This window comes from Micromonospora sp. H61, assembly GCF_018070325.1.
In the GTDB taxonomy this organism is placed as follows: domain Bacteria; phylum Actinomycetota; class Actinomycetes; order Mycobacteriales; family Micromonosporaceae; genus Micromonospora; species Micromonospora salmantinae.
Genome location: NZ_JAGPXY010000001.1, coordinates 141,481 through 160,465, shown reverse-complemented (window position 1 = coordinate 160,465; position 18,985 = coordinate 141,481). Strand labels below are relative to the sequence as shown.

The window sequence follows — 18,985 nt, the reverse complement described above, 5'->3', positions numbered from 1 at the left end:
GAAGGGTTGGACGTGGACCTCGGCGGCCGGCCGGTACTGCGGGACATCCGGCTGCACCTGGACCGGGGCGAGTTGGTCGGGCTGCTCGGGCCCAACGGCGCCGGGAAGACCACCCTGCTCCGCGCCGTCCTGGCACTGACCCGCACCCGCGGCGGCACCGTGACTGTGGAGGGTAAGCCGTCGCGTCCCGGCCGTTCCGAAATCGGATACGTTCCCCAGCGCCACGAGTTCACCTGGGATTTTCCCATCTCGGTCGAACAGGCCGTGATGAGCGGTCGGACCGGCCGCATCCGCCTGCTCCGCCGGCCTGGCGTCGCTGACTGGCGGGCAGTCGGCGACGCACTGGACCGCGTGCAGCTGACCGGGTTGCGTCGCCGGCCGGTCGGTGAGTTGTCCGGCGGGCAACGTCAACGCGTCCTGGTCGCCCGAGCCCTCGCGCTCGCGCCGCGCATCCTGCTGCTGGACGAGCCGTTCACCGGACTCGACATGCCCACGCAGGAACTACTGGGTGACCTGTTCACCAGCCTGGCGGCAGAGGATCGCGCGGTTCTGATGACCACTCACGATCTCGTCGCGGCAGTGGACTCCTGCACCCGTCTGGTCCTGCTCAACGGCCGGATCATCGCCGACGGGCAGCCGGCGGACCTGCAGGACGCCGAGTTGTGGACGAAGACCTTCGGAGTGAGTGAAACCTCCCCGCTACTGAAGCTCGTGAGGGCAACCTGATGTCGATCACCGATTTCCTCACCGACCTGCTCAACCCCGACCTCGCGTTCCTGCCCAAGGCGCTGGCGATCGCGGTCATGTCCAGCATCGTCTGCGGAGTCGTCGGCTGCTACGTCGTCCTGCGCGGCATGGCGTTCATCGGCGACGCCGTGGCGCACGCGGTCTTCCCGGGAATCGCGGTCGCCTTCGTTCTGCAGGGCAGCCTGGTGCTCGGTGGCGCCGTCGCCGGTGTCGCCACCGCCCTGCTGATCGCGATCTTCTCGCAGAACCGGCGGGTCAAGGAGGACTCGATCATCGGCGTCTTCCTGGTCGGCGCGTTCGCCCTCGGCATCGTGACCATCTCGCAGGCCCCCGGATACGCCGGGTCGCTGCAGCAGTTCCTCTTCGGCTCGATCACCGGTATCCCGGACCGGGACCTGTACGTCGTCGGGGGCACCGGCCTGGTCATCCTCGGCCTGGTGCTTGCCCTGCACAAGGAATTCGTCGCGGTCTGCCTGGACCGGGAGATGTCCCGGTCCATGGGGCTGTCGGTCTTCTGGCTCGACATCGTGCTCTACGTCCTGGTCACTCTGGCCGTGGTGATCTCCCTGCAGACCATCGGCAACATCCTCGTCCTGGCCCTGCTGATAACCCCCGCGGCGGCGGCCCGTCTGCTCACCGACCGACTCGGCGTGATGATGCTGCTCGCCCCGCTGATCGGCGGCGTTGCGGCGACCGTCGGGCTGTACCTGTCCTGGAGCTACGACACACCGGTCGGCGGCACCATCGTCCTGGTCGCCACCGCGGTCTTCCTGGCCGCCTGGCTGTTCGCCCCGCGGCACGGCCTCCTGACCCGACGGTGGCGACGCCCCGGCGGGCAGGAACTCGGCGGCGACGTGCATCCGAGCCCTCGTCCAGCCCTATCGCAAGCAAAGTAAAACGACTATCGTTTCCATTAAGCGCTGGTCCACTCGGGACCTTCGCGGGAGAGGAGTCTCTTCGTGCGCAGCACCATCCGTCATCTACTGGCGTCGGGTGTCCTGGGAGTGGCACTGGTCGCCACGGCCCTGCCCGCCCAGGCCGGCCCCACGTCTGCCGTGGTGTTCAACACCGGCCATCTCGACCTCGTCGACCTGGCCTACGAGGCCGGCACGCTGGAGGTCGGCGTCCATGACGAGGGCAACGACATCGAGTACGGCGCCGACGAGGTCAGGCTGATCGTCAAGCGCCAAGCCAAGGTCACCGTCCCCGCCGACCCCGCTTTCTCCTTCCTGGGCACCCCAGGCGTGTCCCCGGTCTGGGTCCTGCCGCAGATCGAGAACACCAACCTGATCTGGCCGGGCATCGCCGCCGAGGAGATCGACGCCGGAGTCTTCGCAGGCGACGCACTGACCCTGTCCGTGACGTCGGTTACCGGTCCCGGCCAGCTCGCGATCTACACCGAGAACGCTGTCGGCCAGCCAACCATCCTGGCCGACAGCGGCGACGGTCTGCCGGACGCCATCACGGTCACCGCCGGTGACCACACGCACGCAAACTGGGCGTTCGACGAGGCCGGCACCTACCGGGTGACAGTGCGCGCCACCGGCACCCTGGCCGCCACCGGCCAGCAGGTGACCTCCGCCCCCGCCACGCTCCGCTTCACGGTCAAGGCATGAACGCCATGCGTACCCGCAACCGGTTCTTCGCCGGCCTCATCATGACGACCGCACTCCTCGTCGGCACCGCTACGCCCGTTGCCGCGGCGCCGGTGGTGCTCTCCAGCGGTCATGTCGACGTGATCGACGTCGACTACGCCGCCGGTGCGCTCACCGTCAACGTCCTGGACGGAACCGGCACCACCAGCGTCGAACGCAACCCCGCCGACGTGCTCTTCCGGGTGCCGAACACCGGCAAAATCACAGTGCCCGGTGGCGCGGCCTGGTCCTTCCTCGGCACCGGAGGCCAAGCGTGGGTCCTGCCGCAGTCCAGCAGCGCCGGGCTGCTCTGGGCCGGGTGGAACACCACCGAGGTGCCCAGCGGCATCTTCCAGAACAACCGGGTCACCTTCAAACTCACGAGCGTCTCCGGCCCCGCGGGCTTCAGCATCTACACCGTCTCCGGTGGCACCCCCACCGTGCTGTTCGACAGCGGGAACGGCCTGCCCGACAGCCTCAACGTCACCTACAACACCCATGCCCACGCCAACTGGGGCTTCGACGCCGCCGGCACCTACGCCGTCACCTTCGAAGTCACCGGCAAACTCGCCTCCAGCGGCGCCACCGTCAGCTCAGGCGCCAAGACCTTCACCTTCGAGGTCCTTTCGTGACCCGTCCCACCGCGGTTGATCTGCCAACTCCTTGTCAGTATCCGCCCCGGTAGGACCGGGTGTGCCGTGGCGGATCCGATCGGCGCGGCGCATAGTTCTGGTCGGCGCCGCGCGCCGACAAGTGCCACCAACTCCGACCTTCGCCATTGGCGTGCGCAGGTCGAAGGCTGAACTCCGCTCCGGCAGCGCCTGCCAGGATTGTTCAGCGTGCCCCGGTGCGGCGGGGAAAGACAATGGCCTCACGCGGTGGTCGTCGATTCTGCTGGATTGTCGACGCCCATATTGACGAACATCGTCACACATGCGCAGTCGTGTATGTGGCGGCGAGGTGTTCAGTCGCGCCTCTGCCGCCTCTTGGCGGGCGTCAAAACATCGGTTACGTTGAAGCAGGCCGTCGTCACAAAGGGTTTTTCGGCGCGAGGGGTGGCGACGTCCGTGGCGCCACGACTCACCTGAGGAGTCGCATTGCCCCTTCACCTGGCTCCGCAAATCGATCCGACACTACGGTCGGCACTCGACGAAACCGTCCTGTTGACACAATTGGCCGACGCGATGGGATCCCCACTGGGCGTGGTTCTACCGCAGCAATTGGCGGAAAACGTCACCGCATTCCGTTCGGTCTTTTCCGACCACCGTCTCTCCGGTCAGATCTATTACGCGCACAAGGCCAACCGATCCAGTGCCCTGGTGCGCGAACTCGCCGCCACCGACGCGGGCATCGACGTGGCGTCACTCGCCGAGCTGCAGCACGCGGTCGGTGCCGGCTTCGTGCCGCAGCGGATCATGGCGACGGGGCCGAAGAACGAGGAGTTCCTCTGGCTGTGCGCCCGCACCGGAGTCACCGTCAGCGCTGATTCGATCGGCGAGTTGGCGGCGCTCGCCACACTGGTCAGGGATTGGTCGTTGCCGCGTGTACGGGTGATGGCGCGACTGTCGGGCTTCACTTCAACAGGCGTGCAGTTCAACAGTCGTCGTAGCCGCTTCGGGGTGTCGGCCGCTGCGGTGGGCGAGGTTCTCGACGTGATCGAGAAACACGTCGAAGCCCTGGACCTGGTCGGAGTGGCGTTTCACCTCGACACGATTGGGCTGCCGGAAAAGGCCGTCGCGTTGGAGGGCTGCCTCGGCGCCCTCGACGAGTGTCGCCGACGAGGTCTGCGGCCCTGGTCAGTGGACATCGGCGGTGGGTTCGGCGTGAACTACCTGGCTGACGGGGCGCAGTGGGAGCAGTACACCTCCGCCCTCACCGAGGCGGTGCTCGGCAGGCGGGCGCCACTGACCTGGAACGGGCACGGTTACGGGCTGCGCGCCGAGGGCGGCCACGTCCGCGGTTCGCTGAACCTGTATCCCGCTCACCGGCCCGTCTCCGGACCCGCGTACCTCGATCGGCTGCTCGGAACAGCCGCGCCCGAGCAACGTCGCCCACTCGGGACACTGCTGTTGGACAACATGTACGACCTACTCGTCGAGCCGGGTCGGGCCCTGCTCGACCAGTGCGGCCTGGTCCTGGCCAGCGTTCTCGAAGTCCGCGACGAGGCCAACGGCGACACCATCGTGCGCCTGGACTGCAACGCACGCGATGTCAGCCTTGAGGAGCACGGAGTCCTGATGGACCCGGTCGTCGTGCACCGCACGACCCCGGCCGCTCCGGGACCTGCGGCGGTGTACCTGTTCGGCAACCTCTGTCTCGAAGCGGATCTCATCACCCGACGCAGGGTCTTCCTGCCGTCCCGGCCCCGCCCCGGCGACCTGCTGGCCTTCGTCAACACCGCCGGCTACCTGATGGACTTCAGCGCCACGCACGCGCTGCGTCAGCCGATCGGCCGCAAGGTCGCGCTGTACCGCGACGACGGCGGGTGGCGATGGTGCCTCGACGAGCAGTACTGGCCCGTTCACCATCGTGCGGAGGCACCATGAGGTTCGAGAGCATGACCGAGGCCATCGGCAATACCCCGCTGGTGCGCATCGACCCCGCCGTACACGGTCTGCACAACATCGACCTGTACGCCAAGATGGAGCTGCTCAACCCGTTCGGCTCGCTGAAGGACCGCGCCGCGTGGAACATGGTCCGACCTCTCCTCACCCAGGCCGTTGAGAGTGGCGACACCGTTGTCGAACTGTCGAGCGGCAACACGGCCAAGGCCCTCGCCGTCATCGCCGGGATGCACGGGCTCACCTTCAAGAGCGTCACCAACCGCATGAAGGTCGCCGAGATCAAGGACCTGCTGCTGCTGCTCGGCGCGGAGATCGACGAGCTGCCCGGGCAGGCCGAATGCCTCGACCCCACTGACACCGACGACCCGCTGACCCGGATGTACCACCGGCTCGCCGGATCGAGCGGCGGCTACCTGCACACCGACCAGTACTTCAACGAGCTCAACGTCGACGCACACCTGAACGGCACCGGCCCGGAGATCCTGAAGGACCTCGACGGCCGAGTCCCGGACTACTTCATCGCCTGCGTCGGAACGGCCGGCTCCTCCACCGGCGTGGCGGCTGTGCTGCGCCAGCACAACCCCGACGTACGCGTCGTCGGGCTGGTGGCGCACAAGTCCGACTTCATCCCGGGGATCCGCACCATCGACGAGGTGCACGAGGTCGGCCTCTTCGACCCCGACGTCTACGACACTGTGGAGACCATCACCGCTGACGACGCCATCGACGGCCTGCTGACACTCGTACGCCGATGTGGCACGCTCGCCGGGCCTACCGGCGGCGGCGCCTACCAGGGCGCCGTACGCCATCTGCGCGGCGTCGACGCGCAGCTCACCGAACGCCGCACGGCGGTCTTCATCGTCTGTGACCGCGTCGAGAGCTACATGAGCTACCTGCGGGAGCGGCGCCCCGAGCTTTTCGGTCGGCCACCGCGGCGCAACTCCGTCCGCACGGTGACCGACGCGGACGTGCGGCAGGCGGCGACAGTGGATGTGGCGGAAGCCGAGCGGTGGATCGCCGAGCGCCGAGGGCTGGTGGTGGACCTGCGCAGCCCGTTCGCGTACCAGGCGTTGCACATCGACGGCTCGATCAACATCGTCGACGAGCTCTTCGCCGAGCTGCTGCATGGCGGGCTGCCGTTCGGCCGCCGCCAGCCGGTGCTGCTGGTCTGCCCGGTGGGGGAGAAGTCCGCCCGCTACGCCGCTCTGCTGACCCGGATGGGTCATCCGGACGTACGCTCTCTCGACGGCGGGATCATTGCCTGGCGGGACGCCGGCGCCGAACTCGTGCGCGACTGACATGGACGTTCTCACCGAGCTGCGCCCGTGGCAGGAGACGTTGCGCGCTCAGTTCCCGCTCATCACCGCCAACCCCGACGTCGCGTACCTGGACAGCGCCGCCACCTCGCAGAAGCCGCAGGCGGTCCTCGACGCCGTCCTGACCTATCTGACGACGGGCAACGCCAACGCCGCCAGGGGCACCTATCCGTGGGCGAACCGGACCACCACCCGCATCGAGCAGGCCCGCGACCGGCTGCGCCGCTTCCTCGACGATCCGGCGCCGCAGCGTTCGGGTGTGCATTTCGTCAGCGGCACCACCGAGGGTCTGCGCGCCATCGCCCGCGACTGGCTCGCCCCGCAGTTGCGCGACGGCGACGAGATCATCGTGCCGTTCGCCGATCACGCCGCCAACAACGCACCCTGGCTGGAAACCGCGGAGCTGCTGCGTCACCAGGGCCGCCTGTCCGTCGCCGTACGGGCAATGCCCTACGACGCCGCCCACGACTACGACATCGACCGGCTCGCGGCGATGATCAATGTCCGTACGCGCCTGATCGCCGCGACCCACGTGCACCACGTCTACGGTAACGACATGAACGTGCACAGGCTGCGCGCGGCCGTCGGACCGGACATTCCCATCTGCCTCGACGCCGCGCAGGGCGTGGGGCACCTGCCGCTGTCCACGGCGACGACCGATGTCGACTTCGTGGTGTTCTCCGGGCACAAGGCGATGGCCCTGCCGGGCAGCGGCGCGATCTGGGCGCGCAATCAGCGTGGTCCGACGTACGCGCCGGGCGGCTGGAACGGTTCACCAAACACCAGTGGCATCATCAGCCTTGTCGCCGCATTGGACTGGCTCGACGCCGCCGGCCTGGATCGCATCGCCCGGTGGAACACCGCGCTCGGCGCGCGGCTCACCGACGGGCTGCGCACGCTGCCCAACGTTGAGGTGCTGGGCTGTCAGAGCAGCCTGGCCGCCGACACCCCGACGCAGCAGCGCCAGGGCATCGTGGCCTTTCGCCACCATCTGATCGGCTCGAACGACCTCGGGTTCATCCTGGCCGCGCATGGCCTGCTGGTCCGCGCGGACGGTCACTGCCAGGGCGACCAGGGCGAGAAGACGGCATCCGTACGGGTGAGCCTGCACGTCTACAACACCGCCGAGGAGGTGGACCGGCTTCTGTCGGTCTTGGCGGAGCTCGACCTGGATTGACCGACACGCACCGCGATATGCCGGTTCTTCGGTGTCGGATCACCTACGCTGTCGGAAATGGCTTCCGTTATCGTGTGGTCATCCTGTCCGCGCGTCGTCCCGGAGTGCACCAATGGCAACGACCGCCCGCGCGCCCGCCGCCCTGCTGGACCGCGCGCAAGCCGTCCGGTGGCGTGAGAGCTGGGCGCAGGTCATGGGGGGATTCGTGCCGCACCTCGCCAGCCTTGAGGAGACGCTGTGCAGTGTCGCCGAGGCTGTTCGTGGCCGGGCGCCCACGCGGGTGCTCGACCTGGGTGGCGGACCGGGACTGCTCGCCGAGCGGATGGCCCGGCGGTGGACCGATGCCGCGATCACCCTGATGGACATCGATCCCGTGCTGCTCGCGCTGGCGCGCGGTGCCCTGGCCGGTGAGGTGCGGACGCTGGAGGGGGACCTGTCGACCCCGCGCTGGGTGGACCGTGCGGGTGGCGGCTACGACCTGGTCACGGTGGTCATGACCCTGCACTACCTGCCACCGGCGCAGGTCCGTGCGTTCTACGCCGACGCCCGTCGCTGCCTGGCGCTCGGCGGGCTGCTCATCGTCGCGGACCTCATGCCCGACGAGGGGCTCCCGTCCCTGATGGGCGCCTTGAATCCGGCCCCGGGCGAAGCCGTCGCGGAGCTGGCCTGGGCGCGGTGGTGGAACGACATCGCAGAGATGGACCTGCTGCGCCCGCTGCTGGCGCAGCGGGCGGCGATCTTCGAGAACCGCCTGCCGGCCGAGTTCACCGCTCCGGGTTCCTGGCACACCACCGCCGCCCGCGAGGCCGGATTCGGCGAGGCCGGGATCCTCTGGCGATGTGGCAGGCACGCGGCGCTGGCGGCCATGGCCTGAGGGTCGACCGCCCGGGTCCCCGGACGCTGCGGAGACAACACATGCACGTGTGGTCATCTCGCTATTAGACGATACTTAGCGAAAACGATTACCGTTCCGCATCTCAGGAATGGAGTGTTTTCGTGAAGCATGGACAACGCACGATCATCGCCGCGGCGACCGCCGCCGCGCTTGTTCTTCTCAGTGGTTGTGGCTCGGGAGACGATGCCGCCAAGGGCGGCAGCAACGCCTCGTCCGGCACCGGGCTCGCGGTGGTCGCCACCACCCCCGAGGTGGCCGACTTCGTCCGCACCATCGGCGGCAGCGGCGTCACCGTCACACAGATCATCAAGCCGAACGTGGACCCGCACGACTACGAGCCCACCCCGGCCGACATCCAGGCGATCGGTAAGGCCGCCATCGTCGTCAAGAACGGTGTCGGCCTCGAGGAGTGGCTCGACCAGACCATCGAGTCGGCCGGCTTCAAGGGCACCGTCGTCGACTCCAGCCAGGGCGTCACGCTGCGCGAGGGTGGCCACGAGGAGGGCGAGGAAGGCCACGAAGAGGGCGAGGACGCGCACGAGGGCGAGGAGCACGACCCGCACATCTGGCACAACCCGCTGAACGCCAAGACGATGGTCGCCAACATCGAGAAGGGCCTCGCCGCGGCCGACCCCGCGCACGCGGCCGCCTTCGCGGGCAATCTGAAGACCTACACGGCCGAACTCGACAAGCTTGACGCCGACAACGAGGCCGCCTTCGCCAGGATCCCTGCCGATCAGCGCAAGCTCGTGACCAACCACGACGCCTTCGGCTACTACGTCGACCGGTACAAGCTGCAGTTCATCGGCTCGGTCATCCCCAGCCTCGACACCTCCGCCGAGCTGAGCGCGAAGCAGCTCAACGAACTCGTCGCGAAGATCAAGGCGACGGGTACGAAGGCCATCTTCGCGGAGACGTCGCTGCCGCCCAAGAGCGCCGAGGCGATCGCCAACCAGGCCGGCGTCAAGGTCATCGGCGGTGAGGACGCCCTCTACGGCGACAGCATCGGCGCCGAAGGCACCCCCCAGGGCACCTACCTCGGCGCGGAGCGGCACAACACCCAGGTCATCGTCACGGCTCTGGGCGGCTGACATGGACGATGTCGCGGTGGCCGACGCCGCCGTTCGCTTCACCGAGGTGAGCGTCGGCTACCACGGCACGCCCGTGCTCACCGACGTCAACCTCGAACTGGTCCCCGGGCAGCGCCTGGCCCTGATCGGACCGAACGGCGCCGGCAAGTCCACGCTGATCAAGTCGATCCTCGGCCTGGTGCCGGTCCTCGCCGGCACGTCCACCGTGCTCGGGCGTACGCCGGCCCAGGCCCGGGCCCGCACGGGATACGTCCCGCAGACCGACTCCCTCGACGCCGACTTCCCGGTGACCGCAGGCCAGGTCGTCATGATGGGCCGCTACCGGCGAATCGGCTGGTGGCGGCCCACCCGCAACGCCGACCGTCGAGCGGTGCACGAGGCGCTCGACCGCCTCGGCCTCGCCGATCACGCGAGGACCCACTTCGGCGTGCTCTCCGGCGGCCAACGCCAGCGGGTCCTGCTCGCCCGCGCCATCGCCGCCGAACCACGGCTGTTGCTGCTCGACGAGCCGTTCAACGGCGTCGACGCGGTGAGTCAGGAAGCCATTGTGTCCGTCCTTCGCGAACTCAGCGCGGTCGGGACCACCCTGGTGCTGAGCACCCACGACCTGACGGTCGCGCACGAACTCGCCGACGCGGTCTGCGTGCTCAACGGGCGACAGTGGGCGGTCGGCCCGCCCGACGAGACGTTGACGGCCGATACGCTGCGCCGGGCGTACGGCGGACACGCCGTCGAGCTGAGAGACGGCCGGACAGTGCTGGTGGAACCGTGATCGAGCCGTTCACCGTACCGTTCATGGGGCGCGCCCTGGCCGAGCTCGCGCTGCTCGCCCTCATCTGCGGACCGGTCAGTGTCTTCGTCTTCGCCCGCCGCCTGTCGTTCGTCTCCGACGCGCTGACGCACACAGTGTTTCCCGGCGTCGTCATCGGGTTCCTGGCCGGGGGCATCGAGGGCATCGTCGTCGGGGCGCTGGTCGCCGGCGTCGTGACCGCTGTGGTGCTGACACTGCTCAGCCGAGGCGGGGCGCTGTCCGACGACGCGTCCACCGCCGTGGTGCTCACCGCGATGTTCTCGATCGGCGTGGTGCTCGTGTCGCGGCGCTCCTCGTACACCGCGGATCTGACCTCGTTCCTCTTCGGGCGCATTCTGACGGTGACGCCGCGCCAGATCGCGGAGACCGCCGTGCTGGCGGTCGTCATCCTCGGGCTGCTGCTCTTCAGTGCCCGCGCCCTGATCTTCCGGACCTTCGACCCGGCCGGAGCGGCCGCCGCCGGCTTCCGGGTCGCCTGGCTCGATCTGTTGCTCAACATCATCGTCGCGCTCGTCGTCGTCGCCGCGGTGCGCGCCGTCGGCACCATCCTGGTGGTGGCGCTGCTCATCGTGCCGGCCGCAGCCGCCCGCATGCTCACCACACGCCTGTCGCTGATGGCGGTGATCGGCACCGTCCTCATCCTCGTCGCCGCATACGGCGGTCTGTTGGCCAGTTGGACGGCGTCAGTCGACTACGGCATCTCCCTGACCTCGGCCTCCGCCGTCGTCCTGCTGCTCGTGCTCGCCTACCTGCTGCTGCTCCCGCTGGGAGCGCTGCGGTCGAGGCACAACCGCGGGCGGATCGTCTCCGACGCAAGGAGGTCCCCGCATGAACTGGTGGGATGACGCGCTGCACCGGGCCACGGCCGAGGTGCTGCTCGCCGGCGCGCTCGCCGGACTCGTCGGCGTTCACGTCGTGCTTCGCCGGCTGTCCTTCTTCACCATGGCACTGACCCATGCGACGTTCCCCGGGGTGGTGGCCGCCTCCATCATCGGCGTCAACATCGTCATCGGCGGCGTGGTCGCGGGGGCGATCGTCGCGCTGGGCGTCGCCGCGCTCAGCCGCCACCGAAGCCAGAACACGGCTGCGGCGACCGGCGTCATGCTCTCCGGTGGCTTCGCGCTCGGCGCCGGGCTCGTCGCCACCCAGAGCGGCTTCAGCCGAGACCTGACATCGTTCCTCGTCGGATCGATCCTCACGGTCAGTCCGCAGGATCTCGTGACCACCGCGGTGGCGCTCGTCGTCGTCGCGGCCGTCCTGCTGGTCTGCGCCCGTCCACTGCGCTACACCGGCTTCGACCGGGCCGGCGCACAGGCGGCCGGCTTCGCGACCGGTGTCTGGGATGTCGTGCTGTTGCTCGTCATCCAGGTGGCGGTCGTGACGATCGTCCCGGCGATCGGCACGATCCTCGCCCTCGCCCTCATAGTGGCACCGGCGGCGGCGGCGCGCCAGTGGTCGCACCGGCTGAGCATCATCACCGCCCTGGCCGTCACGTTGGGCGCTCTCAGCGGGCTCGGCGGCCTGTACGCGTCGAGCCGCTGGGACGTCGCCGCCGGCGCGAGCATCACCCTGACCGCCACCGCGATCCTGGCCCTGTCGACAGTGCTGGCCCGGCTGGTCAGATCCCGGCCCACGGCGACCGCCCGCCTGCGGGCGTTCCCCGCATGAGCACCGCACCCCTCGACGAGACGAGGCGCGCCCTGGACCGCGCGGTGGTCGTGCTGCGCGCCATGGCGTACGAGCACCGGATCCATATTCTCGTGCTGCTGCAGGACGGCGAACAGACGCCGGCCTCGCTGGCGGAGGCGATGTCCGCGGACTCGACGCTCATTGCCCGCCACCTGCGGTATCTCAAGGAGGCCCGGTTGATCCGGCGCAAGCGTCGCGGGCGAGAGGTCACCTACACGCTGCAGGGGGAGGCCACCAGGCGACTCATCACGGAGGTGCTGCACCACGCCGAGCACTCGGCCTGAACATCGCAGGCGCACGACGGCTACTTATAGTTCAGCATCGCGTTAATTCAGTGGATGATGTACTGTCGTGTGGTGGAGACGTTGACGCACGGGCAGGTCCTGGCTCGCTTCGGTCACGCCTTGTCCGACCCGGTCCGAGCCCGGCTCCTGCTCGCGCTGCGCGAAGGCCCCGGCTATCCGGCAGACCTCGCCGACCTGCTGGGCACGAGCAGGCAGAACCTGTCCAACCACCTGGCCTGTCTGCGTGGCTGCGGCCTTGTCGTCGCCGTACCCGAGGGTCGCCGGTCGCGCTACGAACTCGCCGACGCGCGCCTCGCCCATGCCCTGGGGGATCTCCTCGGTCTCGTCCTCGCGGTCGACCCGGCCGCCTGCCCGAGCGCCGAAACCGAGGGCTGTTGCTGATGAGCCTGCCGCTCATGCCGTTGGCCGCTGGACCGCCGTCGGCGCGACGGACGGTGTTGATCCGTCGGGTACGGCTGTTCGTGGCCGTGACCATCAGCTACAACCTCATCGAGGCGACAGTGGCGATCAGCGCGGGGACGATCGCCTCGTCGACCGCGCTGATCGGCTTCGGCCTCGACTCGATCATCGAAGTCGCCTCGGCCGCCGCGGTGGCGTGGCAGTTCTCCGGCGCCAACCACGAACGCCGCGAACGCACCGCCCTGCGCATCATCGCCATCTCGTTCTTCGCCCTCGCCGGCTACGTCAGCGTCGAGTCCGTACGCGCGCTGCTCGGCACCGAGCGCCCCGAGCACTCCACGGTCGGCCTGCTGCTCGCGGCCGTGTCGCTGGCGGTCATGCCGATCCTGTCCGCCGCGCAACGGCGCGCCGGCCGCGAACTCGGCTCCGCCTCCGCGGTCGCCGACTCGAAACAGACCCTGCTGTGCACATACCTGTCCGCCGTCCTGCTCCTCGGATTGGCAGTCAACTCGCTGTTCGGCTGGTGGTGGGCCGACTCGGCCGCCGCGCTGGTCATCGCCGCAGTCGCGGTCAAGGAAGGCCGGGAAGCCTGGCGTGGCGGCACCTGCTGCGCTCCGGTCACGGTGCCGCGCGAACCCACCGGGTCCGGCTGTACTGACGGCTGCTGCACCCCGAGCAGGGCGAGGGCCCACCGGGAACGGGGAAAGGGGTCTTGAGCGTGGGCCTCGTCTACCTGGCGCCGCACCTCACGAACTGACGCAGCGCATCGAGTGTCGCCGGGGCGAGCACGTTCGAATTCGCGGGGTCGGTCAGAGCGGCGAGTAGCCGGTAGGCGGCATCGGCTTGGCGGACGACCACGGCGGCGCTGTAGGCGCGCGAGCGAGGGGGGCCGGGGTGCCGCTGCGCCCCGGCCCCTCGCTCCGATACGGAGTGGAGGGTTCTCAGCTCACCCGCAGCGTTGACCGTTGAGGTTGAAGGCGGTTGGCGCCGGATTGGTGCCGCTCCACGTGCCGTTGAAGCCAGTGCTGGTGGACGCGCCGGAGGCGAGTCTGCCGTTCCAACTCATGCTGTCGGCGGTGACGCTCGTTCCGTTCTGTTTCCAGGTGGCCGACCAGCCCTGGCCGACCTTCTGGCCGGTGGTGGGGAAGTCGAAGGCGAGTTTCCAGCCGTCGATCGCGGTGGTGCCGGTGTTCTTGATCGTCACGGTCGCGGTGAAGCCGCCCGGCCAACTGTTCGCCGTGTAGCCGACCGTGCAGCGGACGGTCGGGGCGGTGGGCGCGGTCCGTACGGTCAGGCCGGGGGAGGCCGCCGAGACGTTGCCCGCCGCGTCGCGGGCGGTCACCACGAAGGTGTACGGGGTGTCCGGTGTCAGCCCGGTCACGGTGTACGTGGTGCCGGTGGCGTTGCCCACCTTCACGGTCCCGGCGGTGTCGACCCGGTGCACGTCGTAGCCGGTGACGGCGGTGTCGTCGGTGGACGGCGTCCAGGCCAGCGAGATGCTGTCGCCGGTGATCGTGCCGGCGGTCGGCTTGCCCGGGGCGGTCGGCGCCTGGGTGTCGCCGGGCGTGGTGTCGCGCGGCAGCACCAGGTGGGTGATCGAGTTGGCCGGGAAGGTGGCAGTGAGGCCGCCGGTGGTCACCGGCTGGTCTGCCTCCCGCACGACGCCGGCGAGGTCCGCTCCGCTGTAACGGTAGACCTGAGCGGTGCTGGCGGAGGCGCCGGTGAGGGCGACCGGGCTGGTGAGGTCGTCGCCGGTCTTGTTGATGACGACCACTGTGAGGGCCTTGTCGGCGCTCCGCTCGGCGGCGTACACGGCCAGTTTGCCCTGGTCGGCGCTGGTCGCCTGGACGGAGGTCTCGCCGAACGCGCCGCCCTTGCCGTCGTAGTTGCGGTAGACGCGGAAGGCGTTGGCCACCGGCTGGTCGGCCTCGGGTGCGGTCCAGAGGGTGGCCAGGTCGAGCCCTTCGCGGCCGAAGATGCCGAGGACGTCAGCCTGGGCGAGCGCGCCGTTGAGCGACCCGTGGCCGCCCCAGTTGTACTCGGTCATCGCGACCTTCGTGCCCGGGTAGTGCTGGTCGACCAGCTCGCGTAGGCGCGGGATGTACCGGACCGGACTGTTGATCCAGCTCTCGTCCACGTAGGTCGGGTCCCAGAGTTGGCGGGTCGAGCGCAGTCGCAGCGCCTGGGTGTCGGCGTCGCCGGCCGCTTCGCCCAGTACGCCGGACTGCTGCGGGTAGAGGTGGACGTCGAAGTAGTCGAGGATGCGTGTGCCGTGCTGCTGCTCGTACTCGCGCATCCGGTCCAGGTACCACGGGCCGAGGTCCTGGCCGCCGTGCGCGGCCTTGTCCGGCGGGTTCGACCAGCAGCCGGTGCGCGAGCAGGTGTCCTGGTCGAGGCCCGAATAGAGGATCGAGTTCAGGCCCCAGCCGACGGGACCGAGCGTCTTCGCGCCGGGGTCGGCAGCCTTGATCGCGGCGGCGTACTCGTAGGTGCGGTCGCGTAGCTCGTCGTAGCCCAGCCCGGCCGGGCGGACGTCGCGGTGGGTGGAGTGCCACAGGTCCGGCTCGTTGTCCAGGTTGTAGAACTGGACCCCGCCGTCGGCGGCGGCGCCGAACTGCCCCTTGAGGTGGTTGACGAAGTCTGTGGCGTACTCCGGACCCACGGCGACGCTGGTGTCCTCCGGATCGTTGCCGGTGACAGGTGACCCGTCCGGCTTTATGCCGTTGCCGCAGTCCGGTGCCCACTGGTCGGTGGACTGCTGTGGGCCGTACTTGGCGACACTGAAGCCACACGCCCGCGACCGGTCCTTGGCGATCCAGCCGAGCAGAGGCAGTGTCATGACAGTGGCGGCGCCGTTGGCCTTGTTCTCCTGCACGAACCGGTCGGTCTCCGAGCCCTCCGGAAGGTCGGCCGGACTCGGGTTGTCGTTGGGGATGTTCTCGAAGTACCAGTCCGACGCGCGGTTGGTGGTGTCGGCTCGGAAGTTGTAGCGGGTGGTGGCGTTGCCGCCGTAGCGGTGCACCGGCAGCCGCAGGTCGCGGGCGAGAGCCTGGTCGGCGAAGTTCATGCCGTAGACGTACGGGCTGATCTGGTGCCGGGCGGCAGTGGTGTCCACGGCCAGCGCCGGGCCGGCCGCGGCCAGGGCGGGCTCCGGCAGGGCCAGACCGCCGAGGGCCGTGGCGAGCACGACCGGAAGTAGAGCTGTGGTGGGACGCACGAGCATTCCTTTCGCAGAGGAGCTCGACGATGGGAGCGCTTCCACAGCGTTGCGCTTTCCTGGCTCCGAGTCAACGCCGCAGGGTGGTCCACTGCTGGCCGACCGAATGCAAGCGTCACATATAATGACGCCCGTCAATGTGGTTGTGCCTGATGCGGTGGTGCCGGAACAGCCCGGATCGCCGCAGTGCGGAGGCAACCGCGCCGCAACGGTGCGAGCGGGAGCATCTCAGCGTCGCACGGCCGGAAAGTTCCTGCTGGCCCGGCCCCTGTGGCGGGAACCAGCCGTCTTGGAGGATGACAGTGCGCAGATTTCTCGCGGTGTTCAGCGCCGCCCTGATCCTCGGCGCCGCAGTCGGCAGCGTTCCGGCCGGCGCAGCGGGGGCCTCCCCGCCCTCGTGCCCGCGTGGCCTGCTTTTCTGTGAGGACTTCGAGCGACTGCCTCCCGGGGGGCCCAGCACGGTGAACTGGGGCGTCGACACCCGGAACGGCACGCTCACCGTCGAACGTGCCCGTCGTGGCAACCAGGTGCTGCACGTCCACACCGTCGACAACGGACGCGCCTTCCTGCGCGTCGACGACTTCGCCGCGCCGGGCAACCGCTTCTACGGCCGCATGCGCCTGCGCGTCGACGCCTTCCCCACGGCCCCGGACTGGGCGCACTTCACGCTGGTGGAAGCGACCGGCACCGGCAGCGCGGAGGTCGTCCGTCCGATCGGTGGGCAGTACGCGCCAACGGTTCCCGGAACCTTCTGGGGGGTTGGCGCCGACGGCGGTCCGACCGGCGACTGGACCAACTGGCGGGAGTCCGCCCCGGTCGTCGAGGACACCTGGCAATGCTTCGAGTGGAAGATCGACGCGGCGGACAACCGCGTCGCGGTGTGGATCGATGGCGTGGCGAACCCGGAGCTGACCGCCTCCACGAGCGACCACGGTGGCAACGATGTTCCCTTCGTCCTCCCGACGGTCGACACGGTGAAGATCGGCTGGCAGCTTTACCAGGGCGGCACGACACCGGGCGAGTTTGATCTCTGGATCGACGACATCGCCCTTTCGAGCAAGCGGCTCGGCTGCTGATCCGGGGCCAGTCCCGATGAACGTCCCTGCCGGGGGGCGGCTTTGCTGCCGCACCCCGGCGGCGGACCGGCCTCCATGGCGATCATCGATGCCTCCCGCTACGATCCGACATCGACAGACTACTGAGCGTTGATGTGTGCTGTCCGTTCGTCCTGGACGCTGGCAGTCCGGCGCCGGACGAATCTGGTGCCGGCCTGAGGATCACGCCGTCTCGACGAAGGGAACCCGGATGACGGAGAGCGCGCAGACCACCGAGAGCCGAACCGTTCCGCCGGCCCGGTCGTACCCGTTCAGTGTGCCCGACCGCCTCGTCGTCGATCCGACCTACGGCGAGCTGCGCGAGAACGAGCCGATGACCCGGGTGAAGCTCCCCTACGGCGAGGAGGCGTGGCTCGCCACCCGGTACGAGGACGTCCGTACGGTCCTCGGCGACGTGCGGTTCGGCCGCGCCCCGGCCGTCCAGCGCGACGAGCCCAGGCTCACCCCACGCCAGCAGTACAGCGGCATGCTGACCCTGGACCCGCCCGATCACACTCGGCTGCGCCGGTTGGTGGCGAAGGCGTTCACGGCACGTCGGGTAGAGGCGCTGCGACCCCGAACCCAGGAGATCGCCGACGCGCTGGTCGACGACATGGTCCGGCTCGGTCCTCCGGCCGACCTGGTGGAACACGTCGCCACGCCGCTGCCGATCCAGGTGATCTGCGAGCTGCTCGGGGTCCCGTACGCCGACCGCGACCGCTTCCACATCTGGTCCGAGGCGATCGTCTCGACCACCTCCCTGCCCATGGAGACGATCCAGGAGTACCTGAACAGTCTCTGGGGCTACATCGGTGATCTGGTCGCCGAGCGCCGCCGCGAGCCGGGGATCGACGACCTGCTCGGCGCGTTGGTGCGGGCCCGCGACGAGAATCAGGATCGGCTCAGCGAGGCCGAGCTGGTGGAGCTGGCCGGAGGGCTGCTCGCGGCCGGCCACGAGACCACGGTGACCCAGATCCCCAACTTCGTCTACGTGCTGCTGCAGAATCCGGGCCAGCTCGCTCGGCTGCGGGCCGACCCGTCGCTGGTGCCGGCCGCGGTCGAGGAACTGCTGCGGTACGTGCCGCTCGGCGTCGGCTCCTCCTTCGCCCGGTACGCCAAGGAGGACGTCGAAGTCGGCGGTGTTCTGGTCCGGGCAGGTGAGCCGGTTCTCGGCTCACTGTCATCGGCGAACCGGGACGGTACGGTCTTCGCCGACCCGGACCGGCTGGATCTCGATCGCGAGCAGAACCCGCACCTGGGCTTCGGGCACGGCGTACACCACTGCGTCGGCGCGCAGTTGGCCCGCATGGAGTTGCAGGTCGCCGTCGCCACCCTCGTGACCCGCCTGCCCGGACTGCGGCTCGCCGTACCGGAAGCCGAGCTGGAGTGGAAGCGGGGCATGTTGGTGCGGGGTCTGCTCGGCATGCCGGTGGCCTGGTGAGTACCGCCTGGCGGATCGGGGTGGACTCGAGCCGGTGCATCGGCACGAGCATCTGCGCCGGTACCGCGCCCGAGCACTTCCGCCTGGTCGGCGGCCAGTCCGCGCCGCTGGCCGACGTCGTCGCCCCGGCCGACGTCATCCTCGACGCCGCCGACTCGTGCCCGGTCGAGGCGATCACGGTCCACGACACCACCGACGACCGGCTGATCGCACCGCAGGATTGACCCGAGATCGAGCCCGGCCGTCTGCGCCCATGAGCTGGGCAGGTGCGGAAGTTTCGGCAGATCAGCGACGAGACGGTCGCTCTGCCGCGGCGGCTCTGCTGACGGCTTGCGCCAGCACTCCGATCCGGTTCGCCTTCGCCGACCAGGGCTTCGCCGCCGTCTGGTCGACTGGTGCCGCAATCTCCTCCGGACGGTGCTCGACGGCCCGCTCAATCACTGACTTGGAAAGAGGGCAGTCAGAAGCGGTTTGCGTATCTCGCGGCGGCCAGTGTGGCGAAGGCACTAAACGAGACACCGGTCGACGGACTTCTGCCGGGAGTTGGAACAAACTTCGATCAGGATCAGTCGTCTATCGGACCTATTCCGGGGACGGCTGGCCTC

19 protein-coding genes are annotated in these 18,985 nt (G+C 69.2%); 18 read left to right on the top strand and 1 reads right to left on the bottom strand.

What is annotated here, in order from left to right:
* The first annotated feature begins 12 nt into the window (after positions 1-12).
* From KBX08_RS00650 to KBX08_RS00580, 15 genes are all read left to right on the top strand, one after another.
* Positions 13-726 (top strand): anchored repeat-type ABC transporter ATP-binding subunit, encoded by a 714-nt coding sequence (locus KBX08_RS00650; protein WP_372494708.1) that lies wholly within the window; start codon positions 13-15, stop codon positions 724-726.
* Complete coding sequence (locus KBX08_RS00645; RefSeq protein WP_210780539.1) at positions 726-1,643, top strand: anchored repeat-type ABC transporter permease subunit; 918 nt, start codon at positions 726-728, stop codon at positions 1,641-1,643. Before KBX08_RS00650 ends, KBX08_RS00645 begins: the two co-directional genes overlap by 1 nt.
* A gap of 63 nt (positions 1,644-1,706) precedes the next feature.
* The gene (locus tag KBX08_RS00640) at positions 1,707-2,363 is read left to right on the top strand and encodes a choice-of-anchor M domain-containing protein (RefSeq protein WP_210780538.1); all 657 of its coding nucleotides are present in this window, start codon (positions 1,707-1,709) and stop codon (positions 2,361-2,363) included.
* Positions 2,360-3,013, top strand: coding sequence for a choice-of-anchor M domain-containing protein (locus KBX08_RS00635; RefSeq protein ID WP_210780537.1), 654 nt, complete (start codon positions 2,360-2,362; stop codon positions 3,011-3,013). Before KBX08_RS00640 ends, KBX08_RS00635 begins: the two co-directional genes overlap by 4 nt.
* 465 nt (positions 3,014-3,478) lie before the next feature.
* Positions 3,479-4,927: a Y4yA family PLP-dependent enzyme gene (locus KBX08_RS00630; protein ID WP_247668659.1), complete on the top strand. Its 1,449-nt coding sequence runs from the start codon at positions 3,479-3,481 to the stop codon at positions 4,925-4,927.
* Positions 4,924-6,243, top strand: a complete 1,320-nt coding sequence (locus KBX08_RS00625) for a pyridoxal-phosphate dependent enzyme (RefSeq protein WP_210780535.1) — start codon at positions 4,924-4,926, stop codon at positions 6,241-6,243. Before KBX08_RS00630 ends, KBX08_RS00625 begins: the two co-directional genes overlap by 4 nt.
* 1 nt (position 6,244) lies before the next feature.
* Positions 6,245-7,438: an aminotransferase class V-fold PLP-dependent enzyme gene (locus KBX08_RS00620; protein WP_210780534.1), complete on the top strand. Its 1,194-nt coding sequence runs from the start codon at positions 6,245-6,247 to the stop codon at positions 7,436-7,438.
* 112 nt (positions 7,439-7,550) lie between these two features.
* On the top strand, positions 7,551-8,312 hold the full coding sequence (locus tag KBX08_RS00615; RefSeq protein WP_210780533.1) for a class I SAM-dependent methyltransferase: 762 nt from the start codon (positions 7,551-7,553) through the stop codon (positions 8,310-8,312).
* Between the two features lie 122 nt (positions 8,313-8,434).
* Positions 8,435-9,424: a metal ABC transporter substrate-binding protein gene (locus KBX08_RS00610; protein ID WP_210780532.1), complete on the top strand. Its 990-nt coding sequence runs from the start codon at positions 8,435-8,437 to the stop codon at positions 9,422-9,424.
* Position 9,425: 1 nt separating this feature from the next.
* Positions 9,426-10,196 (top strand): metal ABC transporter ATP-binding protein, encoded by a 771-nt coding sequence (locus KBX08_RS00605; protein ID WP_210780531.1) that lies wholly within the window; start codon positions 9,426-9,428, stop codon positions 10,194-10,196.
* Positions 10,193-11,080: a metal ABC transporter permease gene (locus tag KBX08_RS00600; protein WP_210780530.1), complete on the top strand. Its 888-nt coding sequence runs from the start codon at positions 10,193-10,195 to the stop codon at positions 11,078-11,080. The genes KBX08_RS00605 and KBX08_RS00600 overlap by 4 nt, the downstream gene beginning before the upstream one ends.
* The gene (locus tag KBX08_RS00595; protein WP_210780529.1) at positions 11,064-11,903 is read left to right on the top strand and encodes a metal ABC transporter permease; all 840 of its coding nucleotides are present in this window, start codon (positions 11,064-11,066) and stop codon (positions 11,901-11,903) included. The genes KBX08_RS00600 and KBX08_RS00595 overlap by 17 nt, the downstream gene beginning before the upstream one ends.
* Positions 11,900-12,208, top strand: coding sequence for a helix-turn-helix transcriptional regulator (locus KBX08_RS00590; protein ID WP_210780528.1), 309 nt, complete (start codon positions 11,900-11,902; stop codon positions 12,206-12,208). Before KBX08_RS00595 ends, KBX08_RS00590 begins: the two co-directional genes overlap by 4 nt.
* 57 nt (positions 12,209-12,265) lie before the next feature.
* Positions 12,266-12,610, top strand: coding sequence for a helix-turn-helix transcriptional regulator (locus tag KBX08_RS00585; protein ID WP_210780706.1), 345 nt, complete (start codon positions 12,266-12,268; stop codon positions 12,608-12,610).
* The gene (locus KBX08_RS00580) at positions 12,610-13,344 is read left to right on the top strand and encodes a cation transporter (RefSeq protein WP_210780527.1); all 735 of its coding nucleotides are present in this window, start codon (positions 12,610-12,612) and stop codon (positions 13,342-13,344) included. The genes KBX08_RS00585 and KBX08_RS00580 overlap by 1 nt, the downstream gene beginning before the upstream one ends.
* Before the next feature lie 230 nt (positions 13,345-13,574).
* Here the strand turns inward: KBX08_RS00580 and KBX08_RS00575 are convergent, their stop codons facing one another.
* Positions 13,575-15,851 (bottom strand): glycoside hydrolase family 44 protein, encoded by a 2,277-nt coding sequence (locus tag KBX08_RS00575; RefSeq protein WP_247668658.1) that lies wholly within the window; start codon positions 15,849-15,851, stop codon positions 13,575-13,577.
* Positions 15,852-16,372: 521 nt separating this feature from the next.
* On the opposite strand from KBX08_RS00575, the gene KBX08_RS00570 reads away from it, so the two are divergent.
* The 3 genes from KBX08_RS00570 to KBX08_RS00560 all read left to right on the top strand — a co-directional run bounded on the left by KBX08_RS00570 (position 16,373) and on the right by KBX08_RS00560 (position 18,604).
* Positions 16,373-16,921 carry a hypothetical protein gene (locus KBX08_RS00570; RefSeq protein WP_238688427.1) on the top strand — a complete coding sequence of 183 codons (549 nt, stop codon included), beginning with the start codon at positions 16,373-16,375 and terminating at the stop codon, positions 16,919-16,921.
* A gap of 229 nt (positions 16,922-17,150) precedes the next feature.
* Complete coding sequence (locus tag KBX08_RS00565) at positions 17,151-18,380, top strand: cytochrome P450 (protein WP_210780524.1); 1,230 nt, start codon at positions 17,151-17,153, stop codon at positions 18,378-18,380.
* Positions 18,377-18,604, top strand: coding sequence for a ferredoxin (locus KBX08_RS00560; RefSeq protein WP_210780523.1), 228 nt, complete (start codon positions 18,377-18,379; stop codon positions 18,602-18,604). The genes KBX08_RS00565 and KBX08_RS00560 overlap by 4 nt, the downstream gene beginning before the upstream one ends.
* The last annotated feature ends 381 nt before the right edge of the window (positions 18,605-18,985 follow it).